Source organism: Paenibacillus terrigena DSM 21567, from assembly GCF_000374845.1.
Taxonomy (GTDB): Bacteria; Bacillota; Bacilli; order Paenibacillales; family Paenibacillaceae; genus Paenibacillus_K; species Paenibacillus_K terrigena.
The window spans coordinates 41,944-60,516 of record NZ_KB895422.1; the positions used below are offsets into that span (position 1 = coordinate 41,944).

The 18,573-nt window shown below is 47.4% G+C and carries 18 protein-coding genes; 4 read left to right on the forward strand and 14 right to left on the reverse strand.

Going from position 1 to position 18,573, the window contains the following annotated elements:
* Positions 1–25 precede the first annotated feature (25 nt).
* Positions 26–1,741: a CPBP family glutamic-type intramembrane protease gene (locus C558_RS0123945; RefSeq protein ID WP_018758851.1), complete on the forward strand. Its 1,716-nt coding sequence runs from the start codon at positions 26–28 to the stop codon at positions 1,739–1,741.
* On the opposite strand, the gene uvrC is transcribed toward C558_RS0123945, so the two are convergent.
* The 3 genes from uvrC to trxA form a co-directional block, all read right to left on the reverse strand.
* The gene (gene uvrC / locus C558_RS0123950) at positions 1,713–3,551 is read right to left on the reverse strand and encodes an excinuclease ABC subunit UvrC (RefSeq protein WP_018758852.1); all 1,839 of its coding nucleotides are present in this window, start codon (positions 3,549–3,551) and stop codon (positions 1,713–1,715) included. The two genes, C558_RS0123945 and uvrC, sit on opposite strands and share 29 nt — an antisense overlap.
* 86 nt (positions 3,552–3,637) lie before the next feature.
* Positions 3,638–4,972, reverse strand: coding sequence for an outer membrane protein assembly factor BamB family protein (locus C558_RS0123955; protein WP_018758853.1), 1,335 nt, complete (start codon positions 4,970–4,972; stop codon positions 3,638–3,640).
* Between the two features lie 141 nt (positions 4,973–5,113).
* The gene (gene trxA, locus C558_RS0123960) at positions 5,114–5,431 is read right to left on the reverse strand and encodes a thioredoxin (RefSeq protein ID WP_018758854.1); all 318 of its coding nucleotides are present in this window, start codon (positions 5,429–5,431) and stop codon (positions 5,114–5,116) included.
* Between the two features lie 218 nt (positions 5,432–5,649).
* On the opposite strand from trxA, the gene C558_RS33970 reads away from it, so the two are divergent.
* Positions 5,650–5,814: a hypothetical protein gene (locus C558_RS33970; RefSeq protein WP_018758855.1), complete on the forward strand. Its 165-nt coding sequence runs from the start codon at positions 5,650–5,652 to the stop codon at positions 5,812–5,814.
* Between the two features lie 83 nt (positions 5,815–5,897).
* On the opposite strand, the gene C558_RS0123970 is transcribed toward C558_RS33970, so the two are convergent.
* The 6 genes from C558_RS0123970 to C558_RS0123995 all read right to left on the reverse strand — a co-directional run bounded on the left by C558_RS0123970 (position 5,898) and on the right by C558_RS0123995 (position 11,763).
* Positions 5,898–6,092, reverse strand: coding sequence for a YezD family protein (locus C558_RS0123970; RefSeq protein ID WP_018758856.1), 195 nt, complete (start codon positions 6,090–6,092; stop codon positions 5,898–5,900).
* 97 nt (positions 6,093–6,189) lie between these two features.
* Complete coding sequence (cysW, locus tag C558_RS0123975) at positions 6,190–7,077, reverse strand: sulfate ABC transporter permease subunit CysW (protein ID WP_018758857.1); 888 nt, start codon at positions 7,075–7,077, stop codon at positions 6,190–6,192.
* A gap of 14 nt (positions 7,078–7,091) precedes the next feature.
* Complete coding sequence (cysT, locus tag C558_RS0123980; protein WP_018758858.1) at positions 7,092–7,931, reverse strand: sulfate ABC transporter permease subunit CysT; 840 nt, start codon at positions 7,929–7,931, stop codon at positions 7,092–7,094.
* A gap of 2 nt (positions 7,932–7,933) precedes the next feature.
* Positions 7,934–8,977 carry a sulfate ABC transporter substrate-binding protein gene (locus C558_RS0123985; protein WP_018758859.1) on the reverse strand — a complete coding sequence of 348 codons (1,044 nt, stop codon included), beginning with the start codon at positions 8,975–8,977 and terminating at the stop codon, positions 7,934–7,936.
* A 273-nt stretch (positions 8,978–9,250) separates the two neighbouring features.
* Positions 9,251–10,210, reverse strand: a complete 960-nt coding sequence (dnaI, locus tag C558_RS0123990; protein WP_018758860.1) for a primosomal protein DnaI — start codon at positions 10,208–10,210, stop codon at positions 9,251–9,253.
* A gap of 23 nt (positions 10,211–10,233) precedes the next feature.
* Complete coding sequence (locus C558_RS0123995; protein WP_026264111.1) at positions 10,234–11,763, reverse strand: DnaD domain protein; 1,530 nt, start codon at positions 11,761–11,763, stop codon at positions 10,234–10,236.
* A gap of 195 nt (positions 11,764–11,958) precedes the next feature.
* On the opposite strand from C558_RS0123995, the gene C558_RS0124000 reads away from it, so the two are divergent.
* Positions 11,959–12,930, forward strand: a complete 972-nt coding sequence (locus C558_RS0124000) for an MraY family glycosyltransferase (protein ID WP_040675774.1) — start codon at positions 11,959–11,961, stop codon at positions 12,928–12,930.
* Positions 12,931–12,992: 62 nt separating this feature from the next.
* On the opposite strand, the gene C558_RS0124005 is transcribed toward C558_RS0124000, so the two are convergent.
* From C558_RS0124005 to C558_RS0124025, 5 genes are all read right to left on the reverse strand, one after another.
* Entirely contained in the window at positions 12,993–13,682 is a 690-nt protein-coding gene (locus C558_RS0124005) for a YidC/Oxa1 family membrane protein insertase (protein WP_018758863.1), read from the reverse strand.
* On the reverse strand, positions 13,609–13,986 hold the full coding sequence (locus C558_RS0124010; RefSeq protein WP_018758864.1) for a hypothetical protein: 378 nt from the start codon (positions 13,984–13,986) through the stop codon (positions 13,609–13,611). Before C558_RS0124010 ends, C558_RS0124005 begins: the two co-directional genes overlap by 74 nt.
* Positions 13,987–14,132: 146 nt before the next feature.
* Complete coding sequence (locus tag C558_RS0124015; RefSeq protein WP_018758865.1) at positions 14,133–14,951, reverse strand: hypothetical protein; 819 nt, start codon at positions 14,949–14,951, stop codon at positions 14,133–14,135.
* Between the two features lie 32 nt (positions 14,952–14,983).
* Positions 14,984–16,633 (reverse strand): alpha/beta hydrolase family protein, encoded by a 1,650-nt coding sequence (locus C558_RS0124020; protein ID WP_018758866.1) that lies wholly within the window; start codon positions 16,631–16,633, stop codon positions 14,984–14,986.
* A 156-nt stretch (positions 16,634–16,789) separates the two neighbouring features.
* Entirely contained in the window at positions 16,790–17,095 is a 306-nt protein-coding gene (locus tag C558_RS0124025) for a YuiB family protein (protein ID WP_018758867.1), read from the reverse strand.
* A gap of 462 nt (positions 17,096–17,557) precedes the next feature.
* Between C558_RS0124025 and hemQ the strand changes: the two genes are divergently transcribed.
* Positions 17,558–18,301: a hydrogen peroxide-dependent heme synthase gene (gene hemQ, locus C558_RS0124030; protein WP_018758868.1), complete on the forward strand. Its 744-nt coding sequence runs from the start codon at positions 17,558–17,560 to the stop codon at positions 18,299–18,301.
* Positions 18,302–18,573 lie beyond the last annotated feature (272 nt).

The window sequence follows — 18,573 nt, forward strand, 5'->3', positions numbered from 1 at the left end:
ATTTGTCATGATTAGGAGGAACGTAATGAATCATCTCGGCAATCGCCTTCAGCTACAATTTAATCGCAAGATACTACTAACGTTGGGAACCATAGGACTCATCATCTTCATACTCCTGCAGGTGTTACCAGCATTCTTCTCGCCGCAAGCGAGCGAGGCTCCGAATCAACCTGCCATCTCCAAAGAAGCAGCAACGGACAAGGCGCTTGCGTTCGTGAAGCAAAACTGGCCTCAAGCAAATCCGAATGCAGTTGAAGCTTCCATCTCTTACGCGACCAATTCTAACCTATATGGTTATCTTGTTTCCAATAAGCTATTAGATAAATATCATAAAACATTTGTCCAAAAATATCCTTATGAATATTATCGCGTTGAGATCCCAGAACGAAATGTACCCAGCAAGGCCTACTATATTTACTTGAATATGCAATCTGGTGAAGTCATTTCGTGGAAAATGTTCACGCCGGAGGATACGCCATCCCTTCGAACAAAGGATGAATTGATCGATGCAGCCAAGCAGCACTTGGCAAAGGCCGGGTATGATATCAACTTGTTAACCGTGCAGAAGACGACATCCGAGAAGAATTTCCCGAATCACACGAATATTGTCCTAGAAGATACATCACGTAAGATCGGTGAATCTACACTGCTCATCACTGTTCAATTCATCCAAGATGAGATTTCATCCGTGACACCTGCTTTCTCTGTACCGGAATCACATCTTCTCTATGTTCAGCAGCAGCAACGAAATGCCAACTGGATGACAGGACTCGGTTACTATCTGTTGACCGTGGCACTCGCTGTGTTAGCCATCGTCTACAGTATCCTTAAACGACGTCACACCTCATTCAAACGCGGTATATTCCTTGCATTGCTCTATACAGGTCTCAGCATTTTCTCGTTCTTCAACATCATGCCGGCCATGAAAGCCATGTCTGGGGATATGCCAGTCGATAATACGTTGTTAATCGCTACGGCATTATTACAATGTGTCGTCACGGTCATCATGGGAGTTGCTACTTATTTCTCTTTTGTCGGCGGCGATGCGTTATGGCGGGAGCGAGGACTAAACCCTTGGCCACGATTCCGTGAGCCTGGTTACGGCGATTATGTTTTTCGTAGTATGGGAATCGGCTACATTACCGCCTTTTTCCTACTCGGATTACAGGTGATCATCTATATCGCCCTTTCCATAACGATCGGCACCTGGTCGACAACCGATGCCACGCAATCGACTTACAATATGATTTATCCACTTCTCTTCCCGCTCATGGCTTGGGTTGCAGGTATTGGGGAGGAAGCAACATACCGGTTGTTTGGCATTATTATGCTGAAGAAAATCGTGCGCAATACGTTTATCGCTTGTCTGATCTCCACGTTAATCTGGGCATTCGGTCATACGTTATACCCGATTTATCCAACGTATTCGCGACCGATTGAATTAATATTTTTAGGACTAGGATTCTCATGGATCTTCTTCCGATATGGATTTATTACAGCGGTCTTCGCTCACGTCATCTTCGACAGCATTGGAATGGGACTAAGTGTGATTCTGATGAAAAATGGAACCGCCTATACGTTAATTGGACTCGGATACATGATCTTGCCTGCCATCGTCGCTTGGGTGATCCGATGGTTCTATCGCATGAGGTACCCCCATGACCCAAATGAACCTGTAGGGCCTATTCAGCCAAAAGAAAAGGAGCCGTTAACTACGACTCCTCCTGAAGCGCTTGTATAATTTGTGAGGCGAGCTTCTCGCCAATCGACAGAGGCCTGAAATCTTCGATGGAGGCCTCTTTGATTTTCTTAAGGGAACCAAAATGTTTAAGCAGTGCCTTCCGACGCTTCTCTCCAATCCCTGGAATCGAATCCAGCTTGGATGTAATCATCGATTTCCCCCGTTGCTCTCGGTGGAATGTAATGGCGAATCGATGCACTTCGTCCTGGATACGCTGTAAGAGATAGAACTCTTGGCTATCTCGCTTGAGCGGAACAACCTCTGCTGGATCACCGACCATGAGCTGCGCCGTCCGGTGCTTCTCATCCTTCACAAGACCGCATACAGGGATAAATAACCCAAGTTCATTCTCTAGGACATCAACAGCTGCAGAAATCTGGCCCCGCCCACCATCAACGACGACGAGATCAGGCATCGGTAAGTTCTCCTTCAACACCCGCTCATAGCGGCGTCTGATGACCTCACGCATCGTGCCGTAATCATCGGGCCCGACGACCGTCTTAATCTTATACTTGCGGTATTCCTTCCTCGCAGGCTTCCCATCGATAAATACGACCATCGCGGATACCGGATCCGTCCCTTGAATATTCGAGTTATCGAAAGCTTCAATGCGATGCAGACTACCCAGTCCAATCCATTCTCCGAGGTTCTGTGCCGCCTTAACACTCCGTTCCTCATCCCGCTCGATCAATTTGAACTTCTCATCTAGCGCAATATGCGCATTCTGCATCGCCATCTCGACGAGCTTCTTCTTCGAGCCGCGCTTCGGAATATTCACCTTTAGCTTGAGCCAAGCTCCGAGTGCATCTGCACCATTCTCTGCGGACACTTCAGCAGCTTGTTCTGAATCGTCATCCGGCAAATAAATTTCACGCGGCAATGCGCTGTTCTCACTATAATATTGGCTTACGAAGGACATAAAATCATCATACGCCGTTCCATAGTAAGGGAAGGTTGAAGAGTTACGCTGGATCATTTTGCCTTGGCGCATATAGAGAATCTGCACGGACATCCAACCCTTATCGACGGCATATCCGAAGACGTCTCGGTCCATGTTATCGGCCGTAGTAATGTTCTGCTTCTCCATTAAAGCATCAATACTTATGATTTGATCGCGAAGCTCCTTCGCCCGTTCGAATTCGAGTGCTTCCGCCGCCTCGCCCATGCGCTGTTGCAAATCACGCTTAATCTCTTCATGTCCACCATTCAGAAACCGCGTAATCTCTTGGATCATCGCTTCATTCTGTGCTGCCGTGACGTCCTCAACACAAGGACCAAGGCATTGACCAATATGGTAATACAGACAAGCTTGGTTCGGAATGTTCATGCATTTGCGTAATGGATACAACCGATCAAGCAGCTTCTTCGTCTGCTGGGCAGCGAAGGCGTTCGGGTAAGGGCCAAAATATTTGGCTTTATCTTTCAATACACGTCGTGTCACTTCAAGACGCGGATGCGTGTCATTCGTAATTTTGATATATGGATAAGTCTTATCGTCCTTCAAAAGAACGTTGTATCTTGGATAATGCGTCTTAATCAGGTTGCACTCCAGGATGAGTGCTTCCATGTTGCTCGCCGTCACGATATATTCGAAATCACGAATATCCGTAACTAGGCGCTGCGTCTTACCGTCATGACTGCCCGTGAAATAGGATCGAACACGATTCTTAAGCACCTTCGCCTTACCGACGTAGATAATCGTGCCTTCACTATTCTTCATCAGATAACATCCCGGTTGGTCCGGAAGAAGTGCTAATTTGTTGCGTATATTCTCCATTGCTTTCTCGTAATCATCCGGATGCTCCGTCATCTGTATTCAACTCCCAATATGAAAACATAAGTTCGATATCCATTATATCAAACCTGATGCTTCGTGCCTATGAGGGATCATCGATTTCACTTCACAGATGCTGGCAATCGCACGCCGATCAGCCGATCTTCCGCTTGAATGATGACCGTCCGGCCTGTCTTCAAGGTCGGCCCGTAGTAATGGGCATTCGTGCGAACCTTGAACAGCGCCTTCGTCGTATCGACATCCAGCCCATACAAGATGCCATCGGTCTGCGCACGGTACATCACGCTGCCATAAATCTCCACTTGAGCTGCTGGATTGTCACCGGTCCAAGCCATCTCTTGGCTGTCCGACATCTTTATCCCTTTGATTTCTTGCGTATTGCGATCTTGGAACAAGAACTTCCCTTGGTGCATCGCGCCAATGAAGCTTACATTCTGTGTCATGACGGCCCATGTCTTAACCGGTTTGCTCGCACCTGCTTCCGACGAGAAATCATACTGCGCAATGCGCTGCCCCTGTTCCATATAGAGGTTATTGCCGTCTAATAATATGCGACCTCCTCCGGAAGAATACGGCGGCTGCCCGGCCAGCTTATAGCTATACTCTCTCGTCTCACGGGCTTTGCCCGTCTGCAGATCCAATCCTAGAATCGTAAGCTTGCGATCCGGCACCGCATCGTCCATATTCCATTCATCGGTCCGCGAGAAAGCCATGCCGTTCTTCACTAGGATCGGCATATCCTGCCGAGATTGGCCCCATTTCTTCTTGCCCGTCTTTAGGTCGAACGCATTCAATTGTACGGACGTCAACGCGCCTTGTACGGAAAACGTCGACAGCAGGACACCGTCCGCTTCCATCACGTCCAACGCATAATTGGCTTCCGGTTCTTCCGTGCTCCACAGCAATTTCCCTGTCGCTGCCGACAACGCATCGATTTTACGTTCATGATGCAGTACATAGACACGATCCCCTTGCGGAATCACATTGACGACTTCCGCATACTTCGCCGTCCATTTCGACTTGCCTTGGTTCGCGCTCACGGCATAGACTTGGCCTGCTTGCGAGACGCCGTAGACAACGCCTTGGTTCACCTTGATGGTCGACGTCAAATTCTGCCCATACGTCCACTGCTTCTTCCCCGTCGCTGCATCGATCGCGACCAGCTTCTTATCTTTCAAAGCAAACACTTGATTCCCGACCGCCTGCGCCGTCGTAATCGCATGCCACTGTTCATTGCGATCCACCGCGAATGTCCATGTCGGCTTCAGCTCTGGCATTTGTCCCATGACTCTACTATTCTGCATCACGTTCTCCGAGATGACGGGCTTCTCCACCTGACCCACCGTTCCTGCGGCTAGCGCCGTACCGAATGTTCCGGCCCACAACGTTAACGCGATTCCGCCAACCAATACCTGTTTCCATTTCGTATGTAGCAAATCTCTGCACTCCTCTTCCATATCATGTTAATCATAGATATAGACGGCTGACTGCCCAAAATGTTTCAAAATCTTACCAGGCAACAAAAAAAGCCCTCTCAGTTCACTCACTGAGAAGGCTTCTATGAAGATCAATCAATCTTATTGGTGTTTGCCAACCATGCTTTTCAAAGCATCTTTCGAGTTCAGACCAACCACTTTATCAACCGGTTGACCGTCTTTGAACACGATCAATGTCGGGATGCTCATTACACCGAAACGGGAAGCCGTCTCAGGGTTCTCATCCACGTTCACTTTTGCGATTTTCAAGGAATCGCCGATTTCCGCATCAAGTGCTTCCAATTCTGGAGCAAGACGTTTACAAGGACCACACCAAGGTGCCCAGAAATCTACTAGAACGACGCCTTGACCTTCAACCTCCGTATTGAATGATTGATCGGTTACGTTTACAATTGCCATGACAATGTCCTCCTTTATATAGAACCATTTTTTTTTAGGTACTCATCAATTGAAAGTATACCACAACCAACTTCATTTTGTGAAATATGACTAAACTTTGTCACTTTAGGCGACTTTACAAATAAACGATTCTTTCGTTATACTAATAGTAATATTTGGATTCATGAATTGTGATGCTTATCATTGCAATAACGGAACCGATAGTCAGGGGGCAGATCATGATGGAAGATACTATCAAATTATCCACGAACGATCCAACAAAACATGTGAATGAAGAAATTCGTAACGATTTCTCCGACGTAATGAATGGCTTCACTTTCATGTTTGGATTCATGTTCATTGTATTCTTCGCGATGGTGATCATTAAGTTCTTAGCGAGTTAAACCAAGCGAAATCAGGAAACGAATAAAGTCTGAACCGCTGTCTTCACTGACAATAAGGTTCAGACTTTTTTATTATTTACGAATTAATTCGAAGTTAATCGCTCAGAAGGAGACGGAGGTGGGGAATAATTCAGCTCAAATCGTTTGCGCTCCGTGCGCTCCAACTGAACAATTTTGCCATCATGAACTGTGATGAGTACAGAACCGAACTCCATACCATTCAATAACGCAACAATCTGATCACGCCAACGCTCATCAATCTCCAGCGTTCTCCCCATACACATCCTCCTTATTCCCCAAGAAAGAAATTCATTTCATTCCGACCTATTTACTGAGATTTGGTAATTATTATCTTATCATCTTACGCTTATGTCGTCAATTCATCCTATTTCTAGCAGCGGCACGCTGCTGTCGACGTTCAATCAGACTCTTCGCGACTAACGTCACGAGCGCTAAGGCCACAAGCAGCGATGCAACCGCAAATGCAGCGGAGAATTGATATTCGTTGTATAGAATTTCGATATGCAGCGGAAGCGTGTTCGTCTCGCCCCGGATATGTCCTGACACGACAGAGACGGCGCCAAATTCGCCAATCGCTCGCGCATTGCAGAGGATGATGCCGTAGAGCAGTCCCCATTTGATATTCGGCATAGTCACATGCCAGAAGATATGCCACCCTTTTGCCCCAAGACTTGCAGCCGCTTCTTCTTCCTGCTTGCCCTGTGCCTGCATGAGCGGAATCAACTCACGCGCAACGAATGGGAATGTCACGAACGTTGTCGCCAGAATAATTCCAGGCACAGCATAGACAATCTGCAGATGATTCGCCTCAAGAAATGGCCCGAACCATCCCCTTGCCCCGAACAATAGCACATACACCAGCCCCGATATAACTGGCGATACGGCAAATGGCAGGTCGATCAGCGTCAGCAGAATATTTTTGCCGCGGAACTGAAACTTCGTGATCGTCCATGCGGCAGCCACGCCAAATAATGTATTCAACGGTACTGCGATGAGTGCAACGAGCAGCGTTAACTTCAGAGCAGATATTGCATCAGGTTCGATTAAAGCCGTAAGATATAGCTCTACTCCCTTCTTCAACCCTTCATAAATCACCGTAACTAACGGCAATATGAGTATCAACCCGACGAATAATAAAGCGATCGTAATCCAGAGCCATCGAAACGGCAGCGACTCTGTCGCGTGTCTCGGCCTCACCTCCGAACTTCCAGCCAAGCCGTTCATTGTTGTTGAACCTGCCATACTTCACCTCCTACCTATTCTGAGATAGCTTGATGCTGACTGCGCCACTGCAAGAAGTTGATGACCAAGAGCATCACGAATGAACTGAGCAGCATCACGAGTGCAATAGCCGTGGCTCCCGCATAATCGAATTGCTCCAACTTCGTCATAATGAGCAGCGGAGCAATTTCCGTCTTAAACGGCATATTGCCGGCGATGAAGACAACCGAGCCATACTCACCTATCGCCCTCGCAAAGGCAAGTGCAAATCCTGTCCATAACGCTGGGGTCAATTCCGGAAGAATAACGCTTCGAAAGGTTCTCCAGCGATAAGCGCCAAGCGTCACCGCTGCTTCTTCTATTTCACGGTCCAGCTCCTGAAGGACGGGTTGAACTGTCCTCACAACGAAGGGGAGTCCGATAAATATAAGCGCAATCGTAATCCCGATTTGGGTGTAGGCAATTTTGATACCAAGCGGCGCGAACAGTTTCCCGATGAACCCATTCTCTGCATAAATGGCGGTTAATGCGATCCCAGCGACGGCTGTTGGCAGAGCAAAGGGAAGATCGATAATCCCATCAATCAGCTTCTTGCCTGGGAACTTATATCTGACAAGTACCCAAGCAAGTAAGAGACCGAAGATTACATTAATGACCGCAGCATAGAATGCGGATAAGAAAGTGACGCGATATGAAGCGATAACCCGCGGATCCGATATCGTCTGCCAGATTTTATCCCAGCTCGCATTGGCCGTCTCCACGAACAGACTGGCGAGCGGGATCAGAACAATAATGCTCAGATAGAAGATCGAATAACCTAAGGTGAGGCCAAACCCCGGCAGTACTCTGATACGTTTGGATTTCAGCTTTGTCATTTTTATTTACCTGCAGCATATATCTGATCGAACAATCCACCATCTGCGAAGTGCTTCGCTTGCGCAGCGCTCCAGCCCCCGAAATCTTTATCAATCGTTAAGAGCTTGAGTGTTGGAAACTGGTCCTTATACTTGTCAGCCACATCCTTCAGAATCGGACGATAGAAGTTCTTCGCAACAAGATCCTGCGCCTCCGGTGTGTAGAGATACTTCAAATACTCTTCGGCTACCTCCCGCGTGCCGTGTTCATCTACAACTTTATCAACGACCGCGACAGGCGGTTCTGCCAGAATACTCAGCGAAGGATAGACAATTTCGAATTTATCTTTACCCAGCTCATTGGTCGACAACAAGGCTTCATTTTCCCAAGCCAGCAGCACATCACCAATACCACGCTCCACAAAGGTCGTCGTCGAGCCGCGTGCGCCGGAATCCAGAACCGGTACGTTCTTGAACAATTTCGCGACGAACTCTTTCGCTTTATTCTCATCGCCGCCATTCTGCTCGAGCGCGTAGCCCCATGCTGCAAGATAGTTCCACCGTGCTCCGCCGGATGTTTTCGGGTTTGGTGTGATAACCCCTATGCCGTCTTTGACGAGATCACTCCAATCATGAATGCCTTTCGGATTGCCCTTGCGCACCAGGAAGACGATCGTCGACGTATAGGGCGCGCTGTTATCCTCGAATTTCTTCTGCCACCCTTCTTGGATAAGGCCTGCCTTCTGAACCGCATCCACATCATAGCCCAGCGCGAGCGTAACCACATCCGCTTTGAGTCCATTCACAACGGAGAGGCTTTGCTTCCCAGAACCACCGTGCGATTGTTTAATCGTAACGGTCTGACCGGTTTTCTTTTGCCAATAGTCACTGAATAATTTGTTATAAGCCGCATATAATTCTCGAGTCGGATCATAAGAGACATTCAGCAGTTCGACTGGTTTTTTGGCTGGCTCCGATTTGGGTGCATCGGCCGTCTTGGATCCGCACGCTGCCGCGGTTACGGCTAATAATAATAAGACGACGATGGTGGTTACTCTCTTCTTCATACGATTTTTCCCCTCTCAACATGCAAAATGAAAAGGACAGCGGGAAGAAACGAATACGATGTGCAAATAAAGGTTGTAAATATCTACAATCCCTTTTTGAATCGCATCGTTTCCTCCGGCTGTCCGGTCGAAAACTTATAATTCCTATTTAATTACTTGGTTTAAACGTAATATACCAACTGCCTAGAGAAATGTCAATCCTTATTTTCGAGGAAAATAACAAAAAAGCCAGCTGACTCTCCCGAAGGAATCACACTGGCTTGTCGCTATGTTTTAGTTCTTTTTGCGTCCGCGTTTGTTCTCGCCATTCACCACAATGACATCGACGAATGGCCGAATACGATCCATTAGCCTCTGGCCTTTGTAGGCCTCTTCACCGTCTTTGCTCGTGAAGCTAAAGTGCTTCTCCAGCGCATCCAATTCATAATTCGAGGTATAGAAGGTTGGCTTGCGGTTCATCCGATAATTCAGAATTGATCCGAGCACATGGTCCCTCGCCCAAGGATTCATGTTCTCAGCACCAACGTCATCGAAGATCAGAATGTCCGTCTCCTTCAAGACTTCCATCGTCTCCTTTAATTTGGCCCCGTCTAACATCATCGATTTCAAATCCTCGACGAACTCTGGCATATAGACGATCGCACCTGTGAATCCTTCCTTCGCAAGCTCATACAACAAGTAACACATCAAGAAGGTCTTCCCTGTACCGAATTTCCCGACCAAGTACAGTCCGTTCGTCTGAAGCCCCTCTTCCTTCGTCCGTAAAATATACGTCAACACTTGGTTCGCAGCCGAAGCCCGCTCCAAGTCTTTCACGAGAATCTCATCAGCTGAATAGCCTTCCTTAAGAGCCCGATCGTCCACGTAGAAGCTCCGGATCCGCTCACGAACTTGATCTTGTCGTTGTTGACCAAGGAATTTCTTGCAAGATACTTTGCTATCATAGACTTGGGTCAATCCATTGACGGTGTCGCAGGAGATTTTGGTATAGTGCCCTTGCATATCATTCGGACATTGATCTAACCCTGGGCATTGCGAGCAGTTGTTGTACTCCGTAACGTATTGATACAAGCGATTCATATTCTGTTGAAGAACTTGTTCCGTGATGTCCGGGTATTTCGCACGCAGCTTCACAATCAGCGGATTCGCAATCAGCTCCGCCTTCTTCCGTTCTACCTTTTGCCACATTTCTTGACTTGGAATTCGTTTTAATAGATCTCCGAGTGAGTCCATGACACAATACATCTCCTCTCTTCTTAGGATTTACCATCTAGTTTCCGCGCAACTTTGCGCATTTCTTCTAATTCTTCTGGAGTTACGGCCATACCTTGCGGCACATCTTGAATAATCGGAATGCTCGGCTTCTGCTTCGCAGATCTCGAATACCCTGATCCGCTGCGCCCGCGTGAGCCCGATGCGGCGGATTTGCTGGTCCGCTCTTGCTCCAGCCGCTGCTTGAATTGACTCTGATCTCGAATATGTTGTACAGCGAGTTCATAAGTGGTAATCTGCTTCATCAGCATCGTGGATGCAATGGAATCCACAAAATTCCGGTTCAAACGTTGATCCGTGCCTGAGACGAGCAACGTCATCAGGTAGTGAATTAAAACATTGATAACTTCTTCAGGCAATTTATAATTCAAATCGATTTTCTCGAACATGTCCATCATATTATCCGGTACGGAGCCCGGGAAGAACTTCTTGAGCAACATCGTATAAGGTTCATTACGAAGCATCATATTATATTGATGGATATCGCATTTCCCCTGGAATTGCGGCGGCACATCCAGATAGAATTCCATCTCCACGGCATATTCTTCCTGCGGTTGATCCTCTCCGGTAAGGTCTACTGAATCACGAAGTGCGATGACCTTCTTCGCATACCGATCACTCGTCTCACTCCGTTTCTTCCCTTGACGGAACTGCAGGTTCGCCCGGTGCTGCAGCTCATCGAGCAGGACTTCGCCTTGATCAGAGAAGACGCCTTCCTCATCCAATAGTCCACAGATGTCTTGCAGACTTAGTTGATATTTGTGAACGATGTAATTGATCATACCCATTTGTTCATGCTCATAACGCAGCCGCTCGACGAATGCGCGATTCTTCGAGATGCGTGGGAACCGTGAAATAATATCCGCATAATTCAGCGTCTCCTCCGAGCCTATCGCCTGATACCCCGGATGCCGGGAAGGAGCAACCTCGGATAACGCCTGTTCCAGCTCATAATCTATCACATGTGTGTTCAATTGGAACAGTTCATAGAATGGGATCGATAGATCTTCTTTATGAACGGCCTTATGAGCAATCTCGGCAGGCTCTTCTGTGCAGAATTCCTCACGAAGTGATAGGACCGAGAACTTTCCTACTTTATCCCGTAATAACAGCGTGAGGTGCTGTGTCTTAAAAAATTCATTCGGTGACAACGGCGCGTAGAGCTCATATTCATACAGACTATCATCCTGCTCGGGTATGTAGATCCGCGACGTATGCAATAACCCTACCGCTTCGAGCTTCGATGTGATCTCGATCAGCTGCTTACGGCCTTTCTCACTTGGGTCGATCCCTAGGGTGAGGAAGAGACGGCGCTGCTGTTCAATCCGCGAATATCCGACACGATCACTCGAAATATGTTGGTAGAGAAATTGATAGAAACTAATCGCAAGTCCACCAACCATCGGTTGATAAATATAGGAGAGCATTTTCGAATCCATCCCGCTGAGCGAGAAGTCCCTGAACGTACAATACCGATGATGTTCGGTAAACTGCATTAGATTTGAAATACGCACCCTTCACTACACCCCATTTTTCCCCATTAATTCCGTACTTCAAGCATCCTTTTATTCTATCATAAAAAAAGAGCCAAGTCTGTCTCTGGAGAACTCTACCACGAATATGATCAATAACTCGACAGGTTCTATCATCGAAAATTCGACAGTGTTATCCATATTGCGTATAATACGTAATGGACAACAAACTAATGGATGGTGATCGTTTTGATATACGCGCTCTCATTTTTCATTTCGTTTCTCATTGTATATGTACTCATTCCACCACTCGGCAAGATGGCTTTCCGCATCGATTTTGTGGACAAGCCACGGAAAGACACGGAGCGCAAAATCCATCGCGAGCCAATCCCGCTGACAGCCAGCTATGCGATATTTATCGGATTCTTCGTTACATACTTGCTCGTCACACGTGAATTCAATTGGGAGACTGGGGCACTCTTTATTGGCGGTGTTCTCTTACTGACGATCGGAACCATTGATGATTGGTATAAGACGAAGGGGAAAGATTTCCCGGCATTGCCCAAAATGGTTATTCAACTCTCCGCAGCTGCGCTCGTCTTCTTCTCGGGCAACGCCTTTACAGGGTTCTATAATCCCTTCAGCAATGAATATGTCTTGCTGCCGATTTGGCTGCAATTTATACTTACCATTCTTTGGATCTTCGGCGTCACAACGGTCATTAACTTCTCAGACGGCATGGATGGCCTCGCAGGCGGCTTAGCCACGATATCAGCGGTGACCCTCTTTATCGTAGCGCTCACCAAAGGTCAGACCAATTCAGCGATGATGGCGATTATCTTGATTGGTGTGACGGTTGCTTACTTACGATACAACAAGCCGCCGGCCAAAATATTCATGGGCGATGCAGGTGCGACATTCATCGGGTTCATCCTTGGTGTGATCGCGTTAGACGGAGCGTTCAAGCAAGCGACAATTCTCTCGCTCTTCATTCCGATTCTAGCGCTCGGGGTGCCGATCTTCGATAACATCTTCGTCGTCATGAAGCGAATGATTCAAGGCAAACCGATCTATCAGGCTGATGCCAGCCAAGCGCATTACCGACTGCTTCGTTCAGGACTGAATCACAAGCAAGTGCTGATGTTCTTATGTCTGATTGGGACATGCTTCGGACTATCTTCGATCATCTTATTATTAATTCAGACGTAAATGCACAAATCCCCCATGCCATGGAATTATCCACGGCATGGGGGATTTCTTATGATTTGGGGTTAGCTCGCCGCCTCCACAGGGACTTGAATGCCCCGATAGAGCAGCTTCTGCCCCCACTTCGTTCGGTACACGAGCTTCTCCATCAAGGCGAACACCGCGCTCGACGCATAATATAAGCCGATAGCGATCGGCGACCGCCACAGAACGAAGAGATAAATTAAATTCATTACGATCGAAAGGCCGGCCTGCTTCTTGGCCGCTTGCAGAATCGTCAGCTCCATCGTAATGGGGATGAGCGCAGTGGCCAGCGTTAACAATGCGCTCAGAATCGGCAGCACATGCAACGGGTCTGTTTGGGACAACGTGTCCACCCAAGATACAATCGTCGAGCTCATGTCGCCCCCATGCGTTCGAAAGAGACCAAAAAGACTCATGAAGATCGGAATTTGAGCAAAGCTGATCAATAGCATATTGAACGGCTTAATGCCATGCTCCTTGTTAATTCGAAGCGTCTCTTCGAGCAATCGATCCTGCTTGTCTTTATATTTCTCACGGGCTTGTTGAAGAATGGGCTGCACGGCCTTCTGGCGGACCATCTGCCGGTAGTTCATCAAATTCAACCCCGTGAATAACAATCTAACGATCAGGGTTAATGCGATAATCGCAAGTCCCCAGTCATGCGTAAGCTGGAAGAGATCGGTGAGCAATGTGTTGAATACAGATACGATTGGTGATAACCAAGAGATCATGGATAATTCCTCCTATAGGTGTTTGTTCTACTCTGTCCTGTACACCTACAGCGGAATGCATCTCATCATCGGTTGGCTTTTTGCGCGGCTTGCGGCTCGGTATTTTCCGACGTATCCATCCTAATCGCAGCACCATGCTCTGCGCATGTGTCGGATAGTCATCCGTATGCGATTGCAGAGACACGATTACAACTGTACGAATCGGCATGCCGATCGGGGACTGCAAATAGAAGTAGCCTACCAACACTGCAGCGACCGCAATCATCGACCATAACAGCACACCATAATCCACGGATATTTCCATTGTCTCACCTCCCTCTCTGTTGATCATCTTCTAACACAACTATACCATAGTACGTTCGAGGCGTGGAATCGTCTCATTTTTATTAGAAAGCAGAAAGGTCCGTCGTTCCTAGGAACGACGGACCTTTCTTTTGGGAATTCGATGCTTTACAGCGGGGCAATATACCGAGACGAATGCTCGACTTGACGCAAGCTTTTCCCGTTCTGCTGCAATACAGATAATCCATTGCTTTCGTAACCGTACCATTCGAATCCGACGGAATAGCCCGAAGCGGAGCGCGTTAAGAAAATAACACGGAAAAATGAGGGATCCATTTCGCCTCCGTCATCTACGCGCCAGACCGAATTATCACCTTCGTTCCCTTCATAGTCATCAAAGAGAATACCGTTCTTCGTCACGAGAACGAAGCTCGCGAGCGGCTTCTTCCCCTTCACGCGCTCAAATTCAATGATGCCCACTTGCACTTCCGATGGGACTTCACCGATTTTCCAATGCTTCAACACTTTACGCTTCTTCGCTTTCTCAATTGCCTTAACCGTCTTCTTATCTAAACCCTTGATCGACACCGGACGATAAGCTAGAAACGTATGGCCTTGAAAAGCATCCTTCGCTGCGAGCACAACGCTCTCATTCTCCGGTAATTTCCCTTTGACCACCTTATAAATCTCGCCTTCGTCCTTGTTGAAATTATACATATTGTTTCGGCCGTTGCTCTCGTCCGATTGCTTCTGATGTTTCACATATTGGATCGGAATACCCCGTCCAGGAGCAGAGATCGCTTGCGTGTATTGCTTAGGATGCTTTTGATCGAACCCGAGCAATCGAGTGCCAGTCGCATCTGCATACGCAAAGGTGAGCTTAGAGTCGGATAGCTGATCTGTTAGCTTCGCTTGGGCAGCGAAGGAATGAGGAGTAGCCCCCAGTCCTAGCGCAAAAGCCATCATGACAACGATTAACTTCTTCATCCTTCCACTCCCTATATCATTTATCTACCCGCTTATTTCGTCGATTTGATCCACTTTGCAATGTCGGTAATCACTTCTTGCGGTGCATTCCCCGGAAGCATATACTCTTCGCCTGTTGAAGGTTTGTCAGATGAGACGAACACATGGTTTAGTTTCGGATACAGCTTATACGTCACATCTGTTCGCGAAGCAAGACCGGATTTCCAGCCGTCCAAGTTCGATGCTTCCACTTGAATATCATTATCGCCTTGGGCAATAAAGAGCGGCACCTTCTGCGACTTCGCAATCTCTTGGCCACGATAGTTCCGAAGGTCGAACCACCAATAGGCATTGCCTGCTGGAAATTGCGGCGGCAAATTCGATACCGAGTATTTCGTATCCTTCAGCAGCGTCATACTCTGCTCCCAGATTTTAAGCTGTGCTTCAACCTGCGCTAAGAGTTCTTGAGGTAATCCTGCTTTTTTCACACGTTCAAGGCCTTGCTGGTATTGCCAGAGCAAGATGTCTTCGAGCGGCTTCGAAGGTCCAGCGAAGACCATGGCACCCGCAATCTGATGTTTCGAATCCTGCTCAATGATCCGAGGGACCAGCATTGCGCCTTGACTATGTCCAAGGACATAGATTTGCTTGGCATCGAATCGCTTATCCGTCGCTAACATCTGCACTGCAGCAATCGCATCATTCGTTGTCTCTTCTTTGACAGTAAATGTAGGAGATTGAGACTTAAATGTATGCTCAAAAGTTCGTTTGTCGTATCGGAGTACAGCTACCCCTTCATTCGCAAGCCCTACGGCAAGGTCACGGAAGAACTTGCTTCCGCCAATGGATTCATCCCGATTATTCGTTCCCGAACCATGGACAAGGACGACAACGGGGAATGGACCGTCCCCTTGCGGAATGGTCAATGCTCCTGGTAATGCGGTGCTGCCTTCTCCGATCTTCACTTCCTCGGCCTTGTAGCGTTCAGGATGATCATAGGACGGTGCATGATAATTATCGACCAGTAGCTGTGGGAAGAAGAAATCATCTACCTTTCCATCCCGATCAAACCGCACATCAATCGCTACTGGCACGCCTTGAGGCCCCGCGTACATGACGCGTACATTATGGTGAACCGCATTTGTCGTCTCTGACACGTTCAACACTTTATCCAATTTGCCGTACATCGCTATGATTTGTTGCTGCATCATCTGTAAAGTCGGCACAGGAACTGTCGCCTGCAAGGGTTCACTCATCGAAGCACGCATCTCATCAAATTGTCCTGCAACGACTTGCTTCAGTAAATGAGTAGCCCGGCTCTTCAGATCCGCTTGATCAATCACGATCTCCCCCTGCTCGCCAACCGATAGATGAACTTGCAAGGCCTTGTTCACATCTTCGACCGAGACTTGCAAATGATGCACCGCATTCAACACCGCAGGTATAAGCATCGGATACGGCTCCCCATTCAATTGCGCCTGGCTCTGCCCGACTTGAATGATCCATTCGGTCGTGCCGTATTGCACAACGGCAGCCCGCTTCGCTGCATCCCACTTCACTGAAGCGCCGACCCACTCGGCCGCTTGCCGCAATTCAATCCCTTTACCTGCTGCTGTAGCTCCTGTCACACCTTCTGCTAGTGCCGCTTGTGCTCCGCTTGCCAACAAGCCTGCGATGGTTAACACACTAATCATTTTTTTCATACGGTTACAATCTCCTCTCCCAAACAATCATATATAATTTAATAGTTAGACAAACATCTAAATAAAGTATACCTTTGGACTTTCATTATTGTCAATCTTAACCATTATCAACATAAAAAAAAGGCAATACACTTCATCCCGTGTACTGCCCTCTGATTAAAACATCTTAAATCCACTGCGACGCAGCATTCGAATCGTCGTACCGCTAATGACTGCACCGACCAACCCGGCACATGCTGTGAGCATATCTACCAGGCTATACGCCTCGATATTACCCAGGAAGGATAGATCACTCTTCCAATACGAGATGATCACCGCGGGTACAATAACGATCACGAACAAGTACGCCGGGAACCATGTTGTTTTCATTAACATATTTAAAATAAACCCGATCCCAAACATCATCACAAAAAACAATACGAACAAAATGATCGGAATGATAGAACCTACCACACCATTCATGCCCTGAACGACCTCCCTATATGTGCGTGTTCAAAAAGTCGGCATTTCAGCACCGTGAAGGTTGCGAGAACCTGAAGTCATGCTTCCGTAGCTAGTTTTTCTTCGAAAAACTTTTAGGAGGAACGGAGTTTAGGCAAAACCTAAATGAGTACCTGAAATGTTTCCGAAGGAAACATACTTCGTTAGCATATGCTCTTCGAAGGTGAGCGCAAGATTCGATGTCGATTATGCTTCTTGAATGACTTCGTCTCAAATGATGACTTTTTGAACTACCCCTATATGTACAACCTGCAGCTTGTGTCTTACGTCTTTCCTTGTAGTGTACTAGAAAAATGTGGTGGAATCAACGAACTTTCCGTGACGTTTTGTGTGAGGATTGTCACACCTTCTCCATTTGTTCTGCGCGGCTGTTTTCGTTACAATGGAAGAAGTTAGAGGTAAATTCATGAAGGAGTGATCACGATGAGCGAAGCAGCTCTTACTTTAGAAGGCTGGTATGCATTGCATGATTTCAGAGCTATCGATTGGAATGGTTGGAAACGCGCGACCGAGGCAGAACGTGCTACGGCACTCGACGAGTTACATACATTTTTGCAACAATGGGCAACAGTAGAAGCGGACAAACAAGGCAGCACGGCGGTATACTCCATTGTGGGACAGAAGGCTGATTTCGTATTCATGCATTTGCGTGAGACGCTTGAGGAATTGAATGAGCTGGAGAATGCTTTTAATAAAACATCATTCGCGCAATTTACAATTCCCGTCTACTCCTATGTCAGTGTCGTGGAGCTCAGCAACTATTTGGCGGGCGGCGGAGATCCTTATGCGAGCCCTGAGGTTATGGCGAGGTTGAAGCCAACGCTTCCGAAGAGCAAGCATATCTGCTTCTATCCAATGAACAAGAAACGCGACCTTGCGGACAACTGGTACATGTTATCCATGGATGAGCGTAAAGGCATGATGCGCAGCCACGGCATGATCGGCCGCCAATACGCAGGTAAAGTGAAACAAATCATCTGCGGCTCCGTTGGTCTTGACGACTGGGAATGGGGCGTTACGCTCTTCTCGGACGATGCGCTACAGTTCAAGAAGCTTGTCTATGAAATGCGTTTTGACGAAGTAAGCGCGCGCTTTGGCGAATTCGGCTCTTTCTACGTGGGCAACCTGCTCGACGCGGACAAGTTCCAAGCGATGCTTGCTCTATAAATACGATGAAAACTTCTCTCTTGACGAGGGAAGTTTTTTTATTGAAGAATAAAGTGAAATCATTTTTATAGAAGTACAGAAATATATCCATGGTGGATTAGTGTATATCCCCAAACCCTATGGATCACGTAAAAAATGGGGAGAGAACTCTGGGAGTCAGCATCAAGAAAATCATTTATTCCAAAAAATAAGAGATACCAGGTCATATGGGAGTGTACCCCATGTGGCTTTTTTTGTGTAACGAACACTTTAAGTTATTCTTTACGTATTTG